Genomic DNA, 17806 nt, shown 5'->3' on the forward strand with positions numbered 1-17806 from the left:
AAGCGGCCTGGGGGCGGCGACGGAACCACGTTGCGTTCCGGCGCTGTCTACCCCTCAGTCCGCCTGCGGCGGCCAGCTCCCTGCAAGGGGAGCCAAGGAAAAGGTCAGGCGAGGGGGCCGGTCTTCCAGATTCGCTCGAGGTAATCCTCGATGGAGCGGTCCGAGCTGAAGAAGCCGGAGTTCGCGACGTTGAGGATGGCCTTGCGGTTCCAGTCGAGCTGGTGGGTGTACAGCTCCTCGATCTGGGCCTGGATGTTGGCGTAGGAGGAGAAGTCCGCGAGCGTCATGAACCAGTCCTTGGTCAGCCAGTCGGAGACGAGCGGCGCGTAGGCGTTGCGGTCGCCCTCGGAGAAGGTGCCGCCGGCGACGAGGTCGATGGCCTGCTTGAGTCGCGGATCGGCCTCGTAGTACTTGGCCGGATCGTAGCCGGACGCGTAGAGGGACTCGACCTCGTCGACGTTCATGCCGAAGAGGAAGAAGTTCTCGGCGCCGACGCGTTCGCGAATCTCGACGTTCGCGCCGTCGAGGGTGCCGACGGTGAGCGCACCGTTGAGGGCGAACTTCATGTTGCCGGTGCCGGAGGCCTCCTTGCCGGCCTGGGAGATCTGCTCGTCGAGTTCGGTGGCCGGGATGAGGTTCTGGGCCATCTCGATGTTGTAGTTCGGCAGGAAGTGGACGGCCAGCTTGCCCTTGACGTCCGGATCGTTGTTGACGACGCGGGCAACGTTGTTGATGAGCTGGATCGTCATCTTGGCCAGGTAGTAGCCCGGGGCGGCCTTCGCGCCGAAGAACACGGTGCGCGGCAGCACGTCGTCGGCGTTGATGGTGCCGTTCTTGATGCCGGCGTAGCGGGAGATGACGGCGAGGATCTTCAGGCTCTGGCGCTTGTACTCGTGCAGGCGCTTGACCATCGTGTTGAACATGGTGTTCTCGTCGATGTCGATGCCGTAGTGGTCCTTGGCGAAGCCGACGAAGGCGTGCTTGTTGGTCTGCTTGACGGCGGCGAACTTCTTGACGAACTCGTCGTCCTGGGCCAGCGGGACGAGGCCCTGCAGCAGCTCAAGGTCGGACAGCCACTTGTCGGTGCCGAGGCCCTCGGTGATGAGGTCGGACAGCGCCGGGTTGGCGAGCTTGATGAAGCGACGCGGGGTGACGCCGTTGGTCACGTTGGTGAACTTGTCCGGGTAGGCGTCGGAGAAGTTCTTCAGCGTGACGTCCTTGAGCAGCTGGGAGTGCAGCTCGGCCACGCCGTTGACGTGGGAGCCGCCGTAGGTGGCGAGGTAGGCCATGCGCACGGCGTCGCCGGTGTAGATCGCCATGTCGTTGATGGTGGACTCGGCCACGCCCTTGTCCTTGAGCTCGGCCTTGAACTGGTCGCTGATCTTCTCGATGATCTCGAGGTGACGCGGCAGCAGCTCGCCGATCAGGCTGGCCGGCCAGACCTCGAGGGCCTCCGGCAGCAGCGTGTGGCAGGTGTAGTTGAAGGTCTTCTGCGTGATGGACCACGCGGTGTCCCAGTCGTAGTCGTATTCGTCGATGAGGATGCGCATGAGCTCGGGGATGCCGATCACCGGGTGGGTGTCGTTGAGCTGGAACGTGATCTTGTCCGGGAAGGTGGTCAGATCCGGCTTGTCCTGGCCCGGGTAGAAGACGCGGATCGCGTCGTGCAGGGAGGCGGAGACGAAGAAGTACTGCTGCTCGAGACGCAGCTCCTTGCCGACCTTGGTGGAATCCTCCGGGTAGAGGATCTTGGAGATGTTCTCGGCCTTGACCTTCGGCTCGACGGCCTCCATGTACTCGGAGCGGTTGAAGGCGAGCAGGTCGAACTCGTCGTAGCTGCGGGCGGTCCACAGGCGCAGCGTGTTCACGCGCTGGGACTTGTAGCCGGGCACCAGGTAGTCGACCGGCACGGCGCGCACGGACCAGGCCGGCTTCCACACCTTCTTGCCGTTCTCCTCGACGACCTCGCCGCCGAAGGAGACCTTCTGGTCGCGGTTGTAGTCGATGTGGCCCCACGGCTCCTCGTTGGAGAGCCAGTAGTCCGGGGTCTCGACCTGCTTGCCGTCCTTGTCGAACTGCTGCTTGAAGATGCCGTAGCGGTACTGGATGCCGTAGCCGAAGGCCGGCACGCCCAGCGAGGCGAGGGAGTCGATGAAGCAGGCGGCGAGACGGCCGAGGCCGCCGTTGCCGAGGCCCGGCTCGTACTCGGCGTCGACGATGTCCTTCGGCTTGAAGCCGAGGGCCTCGACGGCCGCGTCGAACTGGTCGGTCAGGCCGGCGTTGAGCAGCGCGTTCTCCAGCTGCTTGCCCATGAGGAACTCGGCGGACAGGTAGCCGACGGCCTTGGTGCTGCCGTTGACGGTGTCGGCCTGGGTGGTGAACCAGGCGTCCTGCAGATGATTGCGAACGGCCTTGGCGGCCGCGACGTACACGTCGGCGGCGGTGGCCTGCTCGACGGTGACGCCCTGCGTGTACTTCAGTTGTTCACGAATCTCGTCGGCGAACTGCTCTGCCGTGACAGGAGATTTCGGAGCGGTAATCTCGGTCATATTCTCGTTTTCCTTCCGGGGAGGGACTTCCCTGACCATCATAAGGCGCGTCACGGGGGCGCACCCCAACACATACATGAACAGTGCGTTACATTCGCACGGCGTCGTGCATACGTTTTCATCGGTCAACAATCGTCACTCTACTACGTAGCCCCAACGAGACCGGCGACGCGCGTGTTCGTCGCGACGCGTCGTCACGCGCAAGGACGCAGCCCGCGCAATCGTCGCGTCACATCATCCGCCATCGCCGCTCCCCGCCGCGGCCGCACGGGCGGCGCGGCAGGGGTCGCGGCACAATGGCGGTATGGCAGTGATTCTGGAGAAGGATATGGCGCGCGGACGACGCGCGTTCGACGAGTGGCGCGACGCGGCGACCGCGATGATGCGGGAGGCGGGCGTCGCCGCCGACAATGCGGATGCGCGCGCGGCGGGGGACGCCGCCGCGACGCGCGACGCGAGGCTGGCGATCGCGCCGCGACTGGCGCGGCCCACGATGGCGATGGCCGTGCGCTACTCGCTGTTCCTGCTGGAACGCAAGGCCCCCGGGCCGGGCGTGGAGGTGCGTGTGGCACCGTGGGGCGCGGTGAAGATCCTCGACGGGCCGGAATCCGATCCGCACAATCTCACGCCGCCGGACGTGGTCGAACTCGACCCGGACGTGTGGCTGCGCGTCGCGACCGGCGTGACCACGTGGGCGGAGGAAAAGGACGCCGGCCGCATTAGCGCGGTCGGCGAACGGGACGATCTGGGATGGCTGCTGCCGCTGGAGGCGTGAGCTCAGACCCTGCGCTCAGGCCTTCTTGGGCTTGAGGGCGCTGGGGACGGGCATCGGGATCGGCTTGTGCGGAGCCATCGGCTTCGGCGCGGCCGGCTTGGCCGACGTCTTCGGGAATTCGCCGCTGGTCGCCTTCGCGGCGGCCTCGGCGGCCCACTTGGCGTACTCGTCGAGGTCGTCCTCGGCGGGGGCGGCGGACTTGCCGGCGGCGTCATCCGCGTCGCGGGCGGAATCGCCCGAAGCGACGTCCGCATAGTGGTCATCGTAATGATCGTCGAGATCGGCGAACGGGTCGACCGAACCGGTGCCTGGCTCCTGGCCGCTCAACTCCTTGGCAAGCTCGTCGTAATCGGTGTCGGTTGTCAGATATTTGAGCTTACGGGCAATTTTCTGCTGCTTGGCTTTCTGACGTCCGCGGCCCATGTGACCCCCTGAAAATAATGCTTGCTATCGATTCATCAACTAAGAAGAGTACCACTTGTTTTCCGATGCGGGCTTGTCGGCTCGCGCTTTTACGATAAAAGCGATATTTTGCACGGTTTTGACACAACCCGCGACGGCGACACGCGCCCGATCGGGCTGCCTCCATCAATCAAAGGACGATGAGCATGACGGACGAAACGCAGGCGCAGACCACGCAGGCGCAGACCACCGAACCGCAGGTCACGGCGGCCGGCAACGAGATGAGCGCGAGCTTCCTGGCGGCGAAGAAGCGCTCCGACGCGACGCTCGCCAAGCTCGAGGCCGACCCGGGCAAGTTCACGATGCTCACCGGCGACCGCCCGACCGGCCGCCTGCACCTCGGCCACTACTTCGGCTCCATCCGCGAGCGCGTGGCCATGCAGAACAAGGGCGTGCACTCGAACATCATCATCGCCGACTACCAGGTGATCACCGACCGCGACACCACCGAGCACATCCAGGACAACGTCCTCAACCTCGTGCTCGACTACATGGCCGCCGGCATCGACCCGAAGAAGACGATGATCTACGCGCACTCCGCCGTGCCGGCCGAGAACCAGCTGCTGCTGCCGTTCCTCTCCCTCGTCACCGAGGCCGAGCTGCACCGCAACCCGACCGTCAAGTCGGAGATGGAGGCCTCCGGCCACGCGCTGACCGGCCTGCTGCTCACCTACCCGGTGCACCAGGCGTGCGACATCCTCTTCTGCAAGGCGAACGTCGTGCCGATCGGCAAGGACAACCTGCCGCACATCGAGATCACGCGCACGATCGCCCGCCGCTTCAACGAGCGCTACGCGAAGAAGCACCCGGTGTTCCCGGAGCCGGCCGCGATCCTGTCCGACGCCCCGGAGATCCCGGGTCTCGACGGCCGCAAGATGAGCAAGTCCTACGGCAACTCGATCATGCTGGGCGCCACCGCGGCCGAGACCGCGAAGCTCATCAAGAAGAGCAAGACCGATGCCGAGCGCACCATCACCTTCGACCCGGTCAACCGCCCGGAGGTCTCCGCGCTGCTCACCACCGCGGGCCTCGTCACCGGCCGAGACCCGAAGGACATCGCCGCCGAGATCGGCTCCGCCGGCGCCGGCGCTCTCAAGGCGTACGTCATCGAATCCGTGAACGAGTTCCTCGCCCCGCACCGCGAGCGCCGCGAAGAGCTCGCCAAGGACATGGACTACATCCGCGACGTGCTGCACGACGGCAACGAGCGCGCCAACGAGATCGCCAACGCCACCCTCGACGAGGTGCGCGAAGCGATGGGCATGAAATACTGAGCCGCGGATCGCAGACGCGAACGAGCACGGCAAGCCGCATGGGACCCCGCTTCGAGCGGGGTCCCATGCTATTGAGCCGCGGATGGACGAACGACTGGGGCAAGGACCACAGTGAGCTGGGTGCATGACGAGCACGCGACGGATGCGTGACGATTGCGAGACGGAGACGGCCGCCTAGGACGGAGGCGGTCGCCTAACCCAGCTACGAGGGGTACATTACGTGGCGGCCGGGAGGCTATCTCCGTTCCGAGGGGTATCGCCTTCGCTCGCACCCTTCTATATCGGAGGTTTTTGGGCGTATTCGACGTGGATTGGCACCGGTGCGGCACCCCTCGCAACGAAGATAGGTGTCCGGACGGCCACTGGAGTACCCCTTCGAATGGAGATACGCCGATACGCCACCGGCAGTACAGAACGACGGCCGTACGGATTACGGTCATACGGACTCCGACCGTACGGGTTACGGCTACGCGATGGCCTCCAACTCGTCGGTCCCGCCGCCATACGCGGCATCGTCGGGCTCGATGGGCATCAGCGGGCGGAATCCCAGACGCTCGTACAGCGGCTTCCGACGCATCGATCTGGCATCGCAGATCTGCATGATGGTTTTGCGCCTCGTCAGACGGATGGTCTTGCCGGTGACCTCCCGCATATGCCTCGCGACCCTTTCGGCAAGCCGCTCCTCATCATCCGCATCCCCGATGTCCAATTTGGTCACCTGCACGTACCTCCATCCGGCGTCCTCGATCAGCTGTCGCCTCGTCATATCGTTGAGCCACTGCCCCGCATGATGCGCTCCCTCATATTCGATGCAGATCTTGAACTCGGGGTAGGCGAGATCGAGATATATCGAACGTCCCTTGATGGATACGGGGTAATTCACATGAGGGGTATCCAAGCCGTACCGCGGCATCACCAGCCTCGTCCGGGTCTCCATCGAGGAGTCCGTGCCGCTTCTTGCCAACCGCAGCGCACGCCTGCAGTTCGCGTATCCCCGGAACAGACGTCCGCTGCCGCCTTCCTCCGCCATGGCCTGCGCGTATGACCGGGCACCATCCAGATAGGCGATCAGCTCCTCCATCATCGTCCGGCGGAGACGACGGTCGCGGCGCATCATCGAATCGGCGAGCACGATCAGCTCCTCCAGATCCAGGTAAGCGGCGAACATCGCCCACGTGCAGGCCGGTGATACGCATGGGAAACGCCGGTCGACGAGCACCGTGTCCAACGGGAACCGCCAGACCACCGCGGCGACGCCGTCGAGCCGGTATTTCCGATTCGCATGGGGCACGGCGACCATGATGCGCCGTTTGAGTCTTGCGCAGCCAGCCGGCAGCCGCGGCATCTCGATCGATTCGAGCTCCAACGCCGTTGTCAACGCATAGGGTGGACGCCAGCCGCTGCGCTTCTGCAGATCGGCGCAATCCCTCATCCTTCGGTACTTCAGTTCGGTCAATGCCGCCAAGGCCATCGATTCACTCATCACCGTCACCTTCCCGCTCAACGGATTCCCGACGACTTCCAGCACGCCGTCGTGCCCGCGGAGCCTCCAGTCTATGCGGCGCCCCCGCTTCCCGACCATTGCCCCGTCCGACCGGTTGACGATCGTGGAGAACCCGGTGGATGACGGGAAGCGATCCGCCCTTGCGATGGTTCATCTCATTGCGTGCCCATGGGTCGGATAACGGGTGTGCGCGCTCACACTCCGGTGGCATGATGGCTGTCATGAGCACATCGCTGAACATCCTCAACGCACGCGTCCCCGGCAGCGACGAGCGCGTGGACCTCGTCGTCCGCGACGGGAAGATCACGGCCGCCGGCCACGCCGTCGCACGGCCGGACACCGACGCGACCATCGACGCATCCGACCTGTGGGTCATCCCGGGACTCGTCGACTGCCATACGCATTTCACGCAATGGTCGAAGACGCTCGGCCGCCTCGACCTCATCGACGCGAAATCCGCCGCCGAGGCGATGGCGCTGCTGCGCGCGCATCTCGACGCTCGTCGCGCGGCCGGCACGCTCGACCCGGACACGTTCGTGGTGGGCATGCGGTTCCGCCACTCGCTGTGGGCCGACGACGCACAGCCCACGCTCGCCGCGATCGACGCGGTGGCCGGCGAGCAGCCGGTGGCGTTGTCGAGCGCGGACATGCACTGCGGATGGGTGAATTCGGCGGCGGCCCGCCGGCTCGGCGTGCACGCGGACGCGAAGACCGGGCTCGTCGGCGAGCTCGAATGGTTCGACGCGTACACGAAATTCGACAAGGCACCGGGCGCAGCCGAGGAGACCGACCGGTTGCTGCGTGAGGCGGAGAAGGACGCCGCAAGCAAAGGCGTCACCGGAATCCGCGACTACGAGATGGCGGAGAACATCGATACGTGGATCGCGCGCTTCACCGCCGGCATCGACGGACTGCGCGTGAAGGCGGGCGTCTACCCGGAACGGATGGAAGCCGCGATCCGCGCCGGCTGGCATACCGGCAAGCCGCTGCCCGGCAGCCGCGGGCTCGGCGAGGTCGGCGCGATGAAGCTCATCTCCGACGGCTCGCTCAACACGCGTTCCGCTTACTGTTCCACGCCGTATTCGGGCATCACACCGGCCACGTACGGCACGCTCAGCTATACGCCGAGCCAGATTGCGCGCTACATGCGCCTCGCCACCGAGCATGGCTTCCGTATCGCCTGCCACGCGATCGGCGACGAGGCGAACGCGATCGTGCTCGACGCGGCGGAACTCACGCACGCACGCGGGTCGATCGAGCATGCGCAGATGCTGCGCCGCGAGGACATCCCGCGTCTGGCCGCGCTCGGCCTCGAGGCGAGCGTCCAGCCGCAGCATGCGATGGACGACCGCGACGTGATCGACCGGTTCTGGGCGAATCCGGCCGGCGTCCCGTACGCGTTCCGTTCGCTGCACACGGCGGGCACGCGGCTGCGTCTGGGCTCCGATGCGCCGGTCGCGCCGCTCGATCCGTGGATGGCGATTTCGGCGGCCGTGTTCGCGACGGAGAGTTCCGCACGCGAACCGTTCCAGCCGGAGCAGCGTCTGCCGCTGCGCGTCGCGCTCGCGGCGTCCACTGAGGTCGGTCGCGGGTACCTGCGTTCCGGCGATGATGCGGATTTCGTGCTGTTGGACGCCGATCCGTACGCGATGGAGACGCCGGAAGCGATGCGCGCGATGCGAACCCACGTCGCGATGACGTTCCTCGCCGGACGACGGACGTATTGAGGGGGTTCAGCCTTGCCTCCCTCTGACGAGGGAAGTAGGCACCTGATTTCTTGGCCCCCTCTGACGAGGGGGCTGTCGAACGCAGTGAGACTGGGGGAGAGATAGCCGGAACGTAACGTCGACGATATCTCTCCCCCACCCGGCTACGCCGGGAGCCCCCTCGTCAGAGGGGGCCGAAAGGGCCGAGGCTACTTGCCGGTGACTGAACGACTCGCCTGCGGCGAGGCGGTTTCCTGCCGTCGCTCGGCTATCGCCTCTCTCCGGCCGAGTCGGTGGACAGCACACCGTGCTGTCCACTCACCTCTTCGGCCATGGCCTCCATTGGCTCGTCGACGAGGACGGAGCCGGAGGGGAGAGTGCCGGGAAGCGGGTCGTCCATGTAGTGGTCGAACTCATAGAGCATCCGGTCGTTCGGCTTCTCGGTGACGAGCGAGAACACGACGATGCACAGCAACGAGACGAGGAACGCGGGCAGCAGCTCGTAGATCGCGAACACGCCGCCCAACGGCTTGATGAGATTATGCCAGATGAACACGGTGGCGGTGCCGGAGACCATGCCGGCGACGGCGCCCACCTTGTTCGCGCGGCGCCAGTACAGCGCGCACAGCATGAGCGGGCCGAACGAGGCGCCGAGGCCGGCCCACGCGTAGGAGACGACCTGGAAGATCGAGGAGTTCTGGTCGTAGGCGACGAGGCAGCCGAACAGGAACATGAGGACCAACGTGATGCGCGCGACGATCATCACCTGGCGGTCGGTGGCCTTCTTGTGGAACAGGCCGCGGAAGATGTTCTCGCCCATCGCGGAGGCGCCGATGATCATGTACGAGGAGCTGGAGCTCATCGACGCGGCGAAGATGCCGGAGACGACCACGCCGCACACGAAGCTCGGCAGCAGAGTCTGCGCGAGCACGATGAAGATGGTTTCCGCATCGGTGCCGGTGAGCAGGTGCGTCGGCATCATCGCACGGCCGACGAGGCCGATGCACACGGCGCTGGCGAGCGACAGCACGCACCAGGAGGTGGCGATGATACGCGACTTGCGCACCTCCTCGGCGTCGCGGATCGACAGGAAGCGCACGAGCACCTGCGGCATGCCGAAGTAGCCGAGACCCCACGCGAGCATCGAGACGATCGTGATGATGCCGTAATCGGTCGGAGCGCCGAACACGGCCTTGCCGGCTTCGACGATCTGCTTGCCGGTCTCGGGATCGAGCGTCGGCGAGGCGACCTGCGTGCCGGAAAGGAAGCCGGGGATCGCGCGCAGGAACGCGACGGTCTCGCCGATGCCGCCGGCGGAGGCGACCGTGCCGACGAACACGACGGCGAGCGCGAAGAACATGAGCAGGCCCTGGATGAAGTCGGTCATCACGACGGACAAGTAGCCGCCGACGATCGTGTACACGAACACGACGAGCGCGCCGAGCACCATCATCAGGTGGTAGTCGAAGCCGAACAGGGCGCTGAACAGTTTGCCGACGGTCACGAAGCAGCTACCCACGTACACGCAGAAGAAGACGAGGATGATGATCGCGGAGATCGTCGAGATGACGCCCTTCGTGTCGTGGAAGCGCTTGGCGAAGAAGTCGGGGATGGTGATCGCGTCGCCGGCGACGACCGAGTAGCGGCGCAGTCGGCGGGCGACGATCTTCCAGTTGAGGTAGGTGCCGATGGCGAGGCCGAGCGCGGTCCACAGCGGGTCGGCGGCGCCGGTGAAGTAGGCGAGGCCGGGCAGGCCCATGAGCAGCCAGCCGGACATGTCGGAGGCTTCGGCGGACAGCGCGGTCAGCCACGGCCCGACGCCGCGGCCGCCCGCGAAGTACTCCTTGGAGGAGGAGTTGGACCGCTTGGAGTAGATGAATCCGATGGACAGCATGGCCGCGAAGTAGATGACCATGGCCAGCAGAATCCAGAAATCGTTCGCCACGCTAACCGCCTTATCCGAAATATCCACGACTCCGCACGCCGCGCAGACGCGTGACGCCTGCGCGCGAGGGCCGTGGGGTTTCTCTCTCTGGGAATTCCTAATGCTTTCGCCGACCTTCCCCGAAAGTGCGGACAATCCCACGAATACGTCTCGCATGCTGAGCGAAACACCTATGAAAAAGGCTCCCTCTGACGAGGGGGCTCCCGGCGGAGCCGGGTGGGGGAGAGATATCGCGAACGTGACATTCCAGCTATCTCTCCCCCAGTCCGCTATCGCGGACAGCCCCCTCGTCAGAGGGGGCCGGACAGGAGGAACGCGGCGAGGGGGCCGAGCGAAGGAAATCAGATGTCGTAGCGCCAGGACTTGTCGGTGATGACGCGGGCCATCGCGAGGCCGATCGGCAGACAGATGATCACCATGAACGCCTTGAACGCCCAGTCGAGCGCGGTCAATGTGTCGAACGAGCCGAGGTGGAACATGGCCTGGTACATGTACAGGCCGGGCACCATGATCACGATCGACGGCACGGTCAGGCAGATGCGCGGGTAGCCGAAGTGCGGCGCGAGCCAGCCCTTGCGCACGGACGAGCGCCATGCGGTGGCAAGCAGGCCGGCGAGGAGGGCGCCGATGAACGCGCCCGCCTCGGCCGGCACGCCCATGTCGACGATCTCGAGGCGCAGCGTATCGGTGATGGCGCCGATGATCGCGGCGACGAAGCACATGCGCTGCGGCGAGTTGAACATCACGGAGAAGCCCCAGACCCCGAGGAACGCGAACACGAATCGCAGCGCACCGTTCACCCACACGTTGAGGCCGAGCGGCTCGAATCCGGTCGGATTGAGGTGCACGATCGAGGCGACCATCCAGCCGGCGAGCGTGGCCATCAGCACGATGCACAGGAAGTACGTGAGGCGTTGGATGCCGGATGGGAAGTCGATCTTCGCCATGTCGAGGCCGCTGGTGATGAGCGGGAATCCGGGGATGACGAACAGCATCGCGCCGATGTACGCGGTGTCGTGCTGCAGGGCGATCGGGTCGAACAGGCCGATGAGGCGCAGCGTGCCGGTGCAGACGAGCGCGGCGAGCGCGACGCACACGAACGTGACGAAGAACTGGTTGAGGTGATGCTTGAACAGGCGGCGGCGCAGCCAGTGGCCGAGTCCGGCGCCGAAGAACGCGCCGACCATGTCGTACGGGCCGCCGCCGAGCAGGAACACGAAGGACGCGCAGGCGATCGCGGAGGCGAGTCCGGCGAAGGCGGGCGAGTAGAGCGGCTTGCGATGCTCGATCATGTCGAGACGGTGGTGCGCCTGCCGCACGGTGATGCCGCGGCCGCCGTTGCCGTTCGCCGCGGATGCGGGATCGTCGAAGTGTTCGGCGTATTCCTTCGGCGGCTTGCGGTTCGCGGCCTTCACGGCCTTGGGACGGCGACGTTGGGCCGGTTTCTCGGTGCCGCCGGCGACGTGGTCGGGGAAGTCCGATTCCATCGCGTCCGGCGCGTCCACGCCTCGCACCTCGGCCGCATGTGCCGCCTCCTGCTCCGCTTCCTGTTCCGCTTCACGGGCCTGTTCGTCGGCGGCGCGCGCGGCGAGCGACTGGGTCATCGCGGACTGAGACCAGTCGTCCTCGTGCACGTGCAGCTGGTGGGCGCGCGGGTCGCCGGGATCGCTGTGGCGGTTGGCCTCCTCCAGCGCGTCGAGCACGGCGTCCTGACCGGGGCGGGAGGCGGCGCGTTCCTCGCGCTTCTCCTCCTTCTCCTCCTTGCGCAGCTGTTTGGAGAGGTCGGCGGAGACCTGCGAGGCGTCCTTCGCGTCGAGATGCTGCATGAGGCCCTGCGAGACCTCGGGCTGCACGTGGTACATGCTCTCCTCGCCGAGGTTCACGCTGAACCAGTCGGCGAAATGCTCGAGCAGCCAGATGCGTTCGGTGTTCACGCCGGTGCTCGGCAGGTCGATGACCTCGGTGATGCGGTCCTTGCCGTCCGTGCACGCGGCCTCGATGTCGGTGAGGTTGACGTCGGCGCGCACGTGCACGCCGAGCGGGTACGCGATGCGATGCATCATCTCGCGCACGCGGAACGATCCGGTGCCGGCCGACAGGTCGAGCAGGCCGACGCGCACGATCACGCTGGCCTTCGCGGCGATGCCCGCCTCGGCGATGGGCTTGTCCCAATCGCGTTCGATGTCCTCCATATCCAACGGGATGGAGTGGGTGTGGAAATGCTGGACGGCGATCGCGCCGTGCTCATGGCTGTTTCTGATGTCGGTATGCCCCCGGACCGGCGGCTCGCCGTCCTGATGCTGGCTCTGTTCTTGGCTCTCACTCACGGTGTCCATTACTACCGCGCAGTCTCCCCGCAATCATCGGAGACCATCTTTTTGCCCACATACCGGACATTTCGGCGTCACGATTCGACAAACGCACGAAATCCACCCACAATTCCGCGCGAAAAATGGGATTCGTAACGTAAACGGCGATTACCCGTGGCTACAATGGCGACCACAACCAAACGCTGCGCAGGGCTGTGGGCTCGCAACGGCCGATCTCAACAACCATGGAGGAGCCATGGACGATCGGCAGACCGAGCAACCCTCAACGCGGCAGAAGGAGGTCTGATGACAGATAACGATCAGCAGATCACGCCCGCCGACGCGACGATAGTCTCGACCGGCACCGGAACCAAGGGTCCCGAAGAGCGTCAGCTGCCTGAATCACTCGCCAGCGATATGGATCTGTGTCTGCGCATTCTGCGCGACGTGCTCGGCGAGTTCGATCCCGAACTGCTCGCCACTTTCGACGAAGTGCGCCAGTACGCGGTCGAGGCCAGCGCCGAACACTTCGAAGGCGTCATGGTCGATCCCGACCCGGATCACGACGGACTGAAGAAGGCCGTGGACGTCATCGACAAGATGAAGCTCCACGACGCCCAGCTGCTGGCCCGCGCGTTCGCCACCTACTTCCACCTCGCGAACCTGTGCGAGGAGGACTACCGCGTCTCCGTGCTGCACGCGCGTGAGGCCAAGGTGACCGAGGACAGCGCCGTGGACCCGATCAACGAGCTTACCGTCGCCTACCACCAGCTCATCAACGAGATGGGCCCGGCGAAGGCGAAGGAACTGCTCGACCGACTCGAGTTCCACCCGGTGTTCACCGCGCACCCGACCGAGGCCCGCCGCAAGGCCGTCGAAGGCAAAATCCGCCGCATCTCCGAACTGCTCACCGCGCACAAGACGCTCGGCGGCTCGGACAAGAAGGAGAACAGCCGCCGCCTCTACAACGAGATCGACGCGCTGTTCCGCACCTCGCCGATCGCGCTGAAGAAGCCGACCCCGGTCGAGGAGGCGGACACGATCCTCGACATCTTCGACAACACGCTGTTCCACACGATCCCGCAGGTCTACCGTCGTTTCGACGACTGGGTGCTGGGCGACAAGGCCGGACTCGTCGAGCCCGTCTGCCCCGCGTTCTTCCACCCGGGCAGCTGGATCGGCTCCGACCGCGACGGCAACCCGAACGTCACCGCCAAGGTGAGCCGCCAGGTGGCCCGCAAGTTCTCCGACCACGTGCTCGCCGCCCTCGAGGAGGCCACCCGCACCGTCGGCAAGAACCTCACGATGGAGGCCGAGACCACGCCGCCGAGCGCCGAGCTCAAGATGCTGTGGAGCCACCAGAAGGAGATGAGCGAGCGTCTCACCGACAAGGCCGCGCTGATCTCCACCAAGGAGCTGCACCGCGCCGTCATGCTGGTGATCGCCGATCGCCTGCACTACACGATCGAGCGCGACGCCGACCTCATGTACCACACGTGCGACGATTTCATCGCCGACCTGAAGACGGTCCAGAAGTCGCTGGCCGACGCGGGTGCCAAGCGCTCCGCCTACGGCCCGCTGCAGGACCTCATCTGGCAGGCCGAGACCTTCGGCTTCCACATGGTCGAGATGGAGTTCCGCCAGCACTCCGTCGTGCATTCGCGCGCCCTCGCGGACATCCGCGAGCACGGCCTGCACGGCGAGCGCGGCGACCTGCAGCCGATGACCCAGGAGGTGCTCGACACCTTCCGCGCCCTCGGCTCCATCCAGAAGCGCAACGGCACGAAGGCCGCCCGCCGCTACATCATCTCGTTCACGAAGAGCGCCCAGAACATCAAGGACGTCTACGAGCTGAACCGTCTCGCCTTCGCGCATCCGGAGGACGTGCCGACCATCGACGTGATCCCGCTGTTCGAGCAGCTCGAGGATCTCCAGAACTCGGTGGACGTGCTCGAGGACATGATCAAGATCCCCGAAGTGCAGGCTCGCCTCAAGGCCACCGGCAACAAGCTCGAGGTCATGCTCGGCTACTCCGACTCCTCGAAGGACGCCGGCCCGACCTCCGCGACGCTGGCCCTGCACTCCGCGCAGGAGCGCATCGCCAAGTGGGCGAAGTCGCACGACATCGACCTGACCCTGTTCCATGGCCGCGGCGGCGCCGTCGGTCGTGGCGGCGGCCCCGCCAACCGCGCGGTGCTCGCCCAGCCGGTCGGTTCCGTCAAGTGCCGCTTCAAGCTCACCGAACAGGGCGAGGTCATCTTCGCTCGCTACGGCAACCCGGTGCTGGCCATCCGCCACGTCGAGTCCGTCGCGGCGGCGACCCTGCTCCAGTCCGCGCCGAGCGTCGAGAAGCGCAACACGGACATGACCGTCAAGTACGCGGAGATGGCGCACGAGCTCGACGAGGCGGCGCACAACCGCTTCCTCGACCTGCTGCACACGCCCGATTTCGCGCAGTGGTTCTCCACCGTGACGCCGCTGACCGAGATCGGCCTGCTGCCGATCGGCTCCCGCCCGGCCAAGCGCGGCCTCGGCGCGAAGTCGCTCGACGACCTGCGCACGATCCCGTGGATCTTCTCCTGGGCCCAGGCCCGCATCAACCTGGCCGCCTGGTACGGCCTCGGCACCGCGTGCGAGAAGTTCGGCGATCTGGAGACGATGCGCCAGGCCTACGAGGAGTGGCCGCTGTTCTCCACGTTCATCGACAACATCGAGATGTCGCTCGCCAAGACCGACGAGCGCATCGCGAAGATGTACCTGGCGCTGGACGACCGCACCGATCTGCCGGAGAAGGTCATGCACGAGATGGAGCTCACCCGCAAGTGGGTGCTCGCCATCGTCGGCGACAAGTGGCCGCTCCAGCACCGCCACGTGCTCGGCCAGGCCATCCGAATCCGCTCCCCCTACGTGGACGCGCTGTCCGTCACCCAGGTGCTCGCGCTGCGTTCGCTGCGTAAGAAGGTGGACAAGGAAGAGCTCTCGAAGAGCCAGCAGGCCGAGTTCATCTATCTCATCCTCTGCACCGTTTCGGGCGTCGCCGCCGGCCTGCAGAACACGGGCTGACGTTTCGGGTCGTGTGTGGCGCGGCGCAGGCCGCGCCACACACGCTGGAGAAGCCCGGTGGGCTTCTCCAGCCCGAAACGTAGCGGGGTGTTCGCGCTCATGCGCTTCGCGCGCGCGAACACCCCGCAATACAGCAAGCCTCCGCGACCGAGCGGAGGCTTTCCTTTTCCCGCCGCCGCGGCGAAGCCGCGAATCAGCACAGTCTCGCCGAAGGCGAGTCCACCCCCGTCGTCCGGCCCTTCCAACCTCCGCCTCATCACTCCCCGGCCTCGATTTCCCTGCATCTCCGTTACGAGGGGTACATCCCGCCCATCCCCTACGCGTATCTCCGCTACAAGGGGTGCCCAATCCCGCATATCCCGAGTATGTACGGCCCGATATCAACCTCCATACCCGGAAATCACCAGTTCAACCACCCCTCGTAAGCCAGATGGATATCCGGGCCCCGACACGTCCACCCCCGCGAAAGCGTGTGAACAATCTCACGCCGTCCGTCACCGCCCTTCAGCGAGCCACGGTATGAATCCCCGTTATAGTGCTCTTTGTCGGCGTCGACAGGGGGCAAGAACGCCGGCGAAACACACATCGGGGATGTTCGGTTGATTATCGGGTATCCGCGATGCGCATGATGCGGAATCATCGTGCACGCCATACGACCTATGGCATGCGGATCCCGCATCATCGCACGATCAGCGTGCACAATCGTTTCGCATGACCGTTCCACACGGAACGGCTCGGCGACCAATCTCCCTCTGCGCATGCCGGCAGGCCATCGTATCCCGCTACGAAAGGAATCCCGCGCATGGCAAGGCTCACCGCGAATCGTTGGACCAGCGCAATCGCGCCCGCGCTGCTCATCCACATCCCGATCGGCACCGTCTACTGCTGGAGCGTGTTCAAGCAGCTGATCGCCGACCAGATGCACGTCGCCCCCGCTTCTGTGGAATGGGCGTTCTCGCTCGCCATCTTCTTCCTCGGCATGTCCGCCGCATTCGCCGGGCCGATGGTGGAGAAGGACATCCGCAAGTCGGCGCTCGTCTCGATGATTTGCTTCGTGGCCGGATTCGCCGGTACGGGCGTGAGCATCGCGTTGGGCTTCCTGCCGGGCGTGTTCATCTGTTACGGCGCGATCATGGGTGTGGGACTCGGCGTCGGCTATCTGACGCCGGTCAAGAACCTGATGCTCTGGTTCGCGGACAACAAGGGCCTCGCCACGGGCATCGCGGTCGCCGGATTCGGCCTCGCCAAGGCAATCGGCAGCCCGCTGATGGAGGTCCTGATCGGCACGATCGGCCTGGTGCCCATGTTCTACGTGCTGGCCGCGGTCTACGCGGTGATGATGTTCGTCGGATTCCTGCTCATCCGCCGTCCGGCCGGCTGGACGTACGATCCGGTCACCTCGCATGTGAGCCGCCGTTCGATTCTCGGCAAGCCCGTGTTCTGGGGCATCTGGATCGCGTTCTACCTCAACATCACCTGCGGTCTGGCGCTCATCAGCCAGGAGAAGGACATCCTGCACGACGTGCTGGCCGCGCTCCCCCGGTACTCCTCGCTGAGTCCGAGCGCGTTCGCCGCGGCATCCGCGGGCGTCATCGGTCTGGTACTGGCCGTCGACTCCGTGTTCAATACGGTCGGCCGCATCGGCTTCTCCACGCTCTCCGACCACCTGAAGCGCCGTGAGAGCGTGTATCAGGTGCTGTTCGTCATGTCGATCGCGGTCTGCCTGCTGCAGACCGTGCTCGACAGCATCGGCAACGCCCTGCTGTGGGCCGTGCTCGCCATGCTGTTCCTCGTCAACGCGGGTTACGGCGGCGGATTCTCCACGCTGCCGGTGCTGCTCGACCAGCATTTCGGCACGAAGACCGTTTCCACCACGCACGGACTCACCCTTAGCGCGTGGGCGTTCGCCGGCCTGTCCGGCAACCAGCTGGCTTCGTTCGTGGTGACGCACGCGCCGGATCAGGCGCATCGCTACGCCGCGCTGATTCCGGTGCTCACCACACTGTACGCGGTGGCGCTGGTGAGCGTCACCCTGGTCAAGGCCTCCGGCAAGCGTGCCGCGGCGGACTCCGCGGTCCCGACCCCGGCGCCCACCCCCGCAATCGGCAAGGCCGCCTGACCCACCATCGCTCCCCACCATCCTCACACCCCACACCTCACCCCCACCATCACTCCCATGGTGCGGTAAAACCCTCATGGTGCGGTCACGCAAAACGGCG

The 17806-nt window shown here is 65.6% G+C and carries 10 protein-coding genes; 5 read left to right on the forward strand and 5 right to left on the reverse strand.

Annotated features, from left to right (window positions below; all coding sequences use genetic code 11):
* Window positions 1-104 precede the first annotated feature (104 nt).
* Window positions 105-2549: a glycogen/starch/alpha-glucan phosphorylase gene (locus tag AC1AYN_RS05730; RefSeq protein WP_476532515.1), complete on the reverse strand. Its 2445-nt coding sequence runs from the start codon at window positions 2547-2549 to the stop codon at window positions 105-107.
* 304 nt (window positions 2550-2853) lie between these two features.
* Here AC1AYN_RS05730 and AC1AYN_RS05735 point away from each other — a divergent pair, with 304 nt between their 5' ends.
* Entirely contained in the window at window positions 2854-3324 is a 471-nt protein-coding gene (locus tag AC1AYN_RS05735) for a sterol carrier family protein (protein WP_476532516.1), read from the forward strand.
* A gap of 15 nt (window positions 3325-3339) precedes the next feature.
* Here AC1AYN_RS05735 and AC1AYN_RS05740 read toward each other — a convergent pair whose 3' ends face one another.
* On the reverse strand, window positions 3340-3747 hold the full coding sequence (locus AC1AYN_RS05740; protein WP_476532517.1) for a DUF3073 domain-containing protein: 408 nt from the start codon (window positions 3745-3747) through the stop codon (window positions 3340-3342).
* 185 nt (window positions 3748-3932) lie between these two features.
* Between AC1AYN_RS05740 and trpS the strand changes: the two genes are divergently transcribed.
* A complete protein-coding gene (trpS, locus tag AC1AYN_RS05745) occupies window positions 3933-5060 on the forward strand; it encodes a tryptophan--tRNA ligase (RefSeq protein WP_476532518.1) in 1128 nt (375 codons plus the stop codon).
* Between the two features lie 466 nt (window positions 5061-5526).
* Here trpS and AC1AYN_RS05750 read toward each other — a convergent pair whose 3' ends face one another.
* Window positions 5527-6543 carry a hypothetical protein gene (locus AC1AYN_RS05750; RefSeq protein ID WP_476532519.1) on the reverse strand — a complete coding sequence of 339 codons (1017 nt, stop codon included), beginning with the start codon at window positions 6541-6543 and terminating at the stop codon, window positions 5527-5529.
* 233 nt (window positions 6544-6776) lie between these two features.
* Between AC1AYN_RS05750 and AC1AYN_RS05755 the strand changes: the two genes are divergently transcribed.
* Window positions 6777-8291: an amidohydrolase gene (locus AC1AYN_RS05755; RefSeq protein WP_476532592.1), complete on the forward strand. Its 1515-nt coding sequence runs from the start codon at window positions 6777-6779 to the stop codon at window positions 8289-8291.
* A gap of 247 nt (window positions 8292-8538) precedes the next feature.
* On the opposite strand, the gene AC1AYN_RS05760 is transcribed toward AC1AYN_RS05755, so the two are convergent.
* Both AC1AYN_RS05760 and AC1AYN_RS05765 read right to left on the reverse strand, forming a co-directional pair.
* Window positions 8539-10215: a sodium/proline symporter gene (locus AC1AYN_RS05760; RefSeq protein WP_476532520.1), complete on the reverse strand. Its 1677-nt coding sequence runs from the start codon at window positions 10213-10215 to the stop codon at window positions 8539-8541.
* A gap of 341 nt (window positions 10216-10556) precedes the next feature.
* The gene (locus AC1AYN_RS05765) at window positions 10557-12407 is read right to left on the reverse strand and encodes a threonine/serine exporter family protein (RefSeq protein ID WP_476532593.1); all 1851 of its coding nucleotides are present in this window, start codon (window positions 12405-12407) and stop codon (window positions 10557-10559) included.
* 423 nt (window positions 12408-12830) lie between these two features.
* Between AC1AYN_RS05765 and AC1AYN_RS05770 the strand changes: the two genes are divergently transcribed.
* Together AC1AYN_RS05770 and AC1AYN_RS05775 are read left to right on the forward strand one after the other, a co-directional pair.
* Window positions 12831-15587, forward strand: coding sequence for a phosphoenolpyruvate carboxylase (locus tag AC1AYN_RS05770; protein WP_476532521.1), 2757 nt, complete (start codon window positions 12831-12833; stop codon window positions 15585-15587).
* An 802-nt stretch (window positions 15588-16389) separates the two neighbouring features.
* Window positions 16390-17706, forward strand: coding sequence for an OFA family MFS transporter (locus AC1AYN_RS05775; protein ID WP_476532522.1), 1317 nt, complete (start codon window positions 16390-16392; stop codon window positions 17704-17706).
* Window positions 17707-17806 lie beyond the last annotated feature (100 nt).

This window comes from Bifidobacterium sp. LH_413 (assembly GCF_056357015.1).

Bases quoted from the DNA above. Each gene is read 5' to 3' on its own strand.
- AC1AYN_RS05730 (WP_476532515.1), bottom strand. From the start codon at position 2,549: ATGACCGAGATTACCGCTCCGAAATCTCCTGTCACGGCAGAGCAGTTC.
- AC1AYN_RS05735 (WP_476532516.1), top strand. From the start codon at position 2,854: ATGGCAGTGATTCTGGAGAAGGATATGGCGCGCGGACGACGCGCGTTC.
- AC1AYN_RS05740 (WP_476532517.1), bottom strand. From the start codon at position 3,747: ATGGGCCGCGGACGTCAGAAAGCCAAGCAGCAGAAAATTGCCCGTAAG.
- trpS (WP_476532518.1), top strand. From the start codon at position 3,933: ATGACGGACGAAACGCAGGCGCAGACCACGCAGGCGCAGACCACCGAA.
- AC1AYN_RS05750 (WP_476532519.1), bottom strand. From the start codon at position 6,543: ATGAGTGAATCGATGGCCTTGGCGGCATTGACCGAACTGAAGTACCGA.
- AC1AYN_RS05755 (WP_476532592.1), top strand. From the start codon at position 6,777: ATGGCTGTCATGAGCACATCGCTGAACATCCTCAACGCACGCGTCCCC.
- AC1AYN_RS05765 (WP_476532593.1), bottom strand. From the start codon at position 12,407: ATGGAGGACATCGAACGCGATTGGGACAAGCCCATCGCCGAGGCGGGC.
- AC1AYN_RS05770 (WP_476532521.1), top strand. From the start codon at position 12,831: ATGACAGATAACGATCAGCAGATCACGCCCGCCGACGCGACGATAGTC.
- AC1AYN_RS05775 (WP_476532522.1), top strand. From the start codon at position 16,390: ATGGCAAGGCTCACCGCGAATCGTTGGACCAGCGCAATCGCGCCCGCG.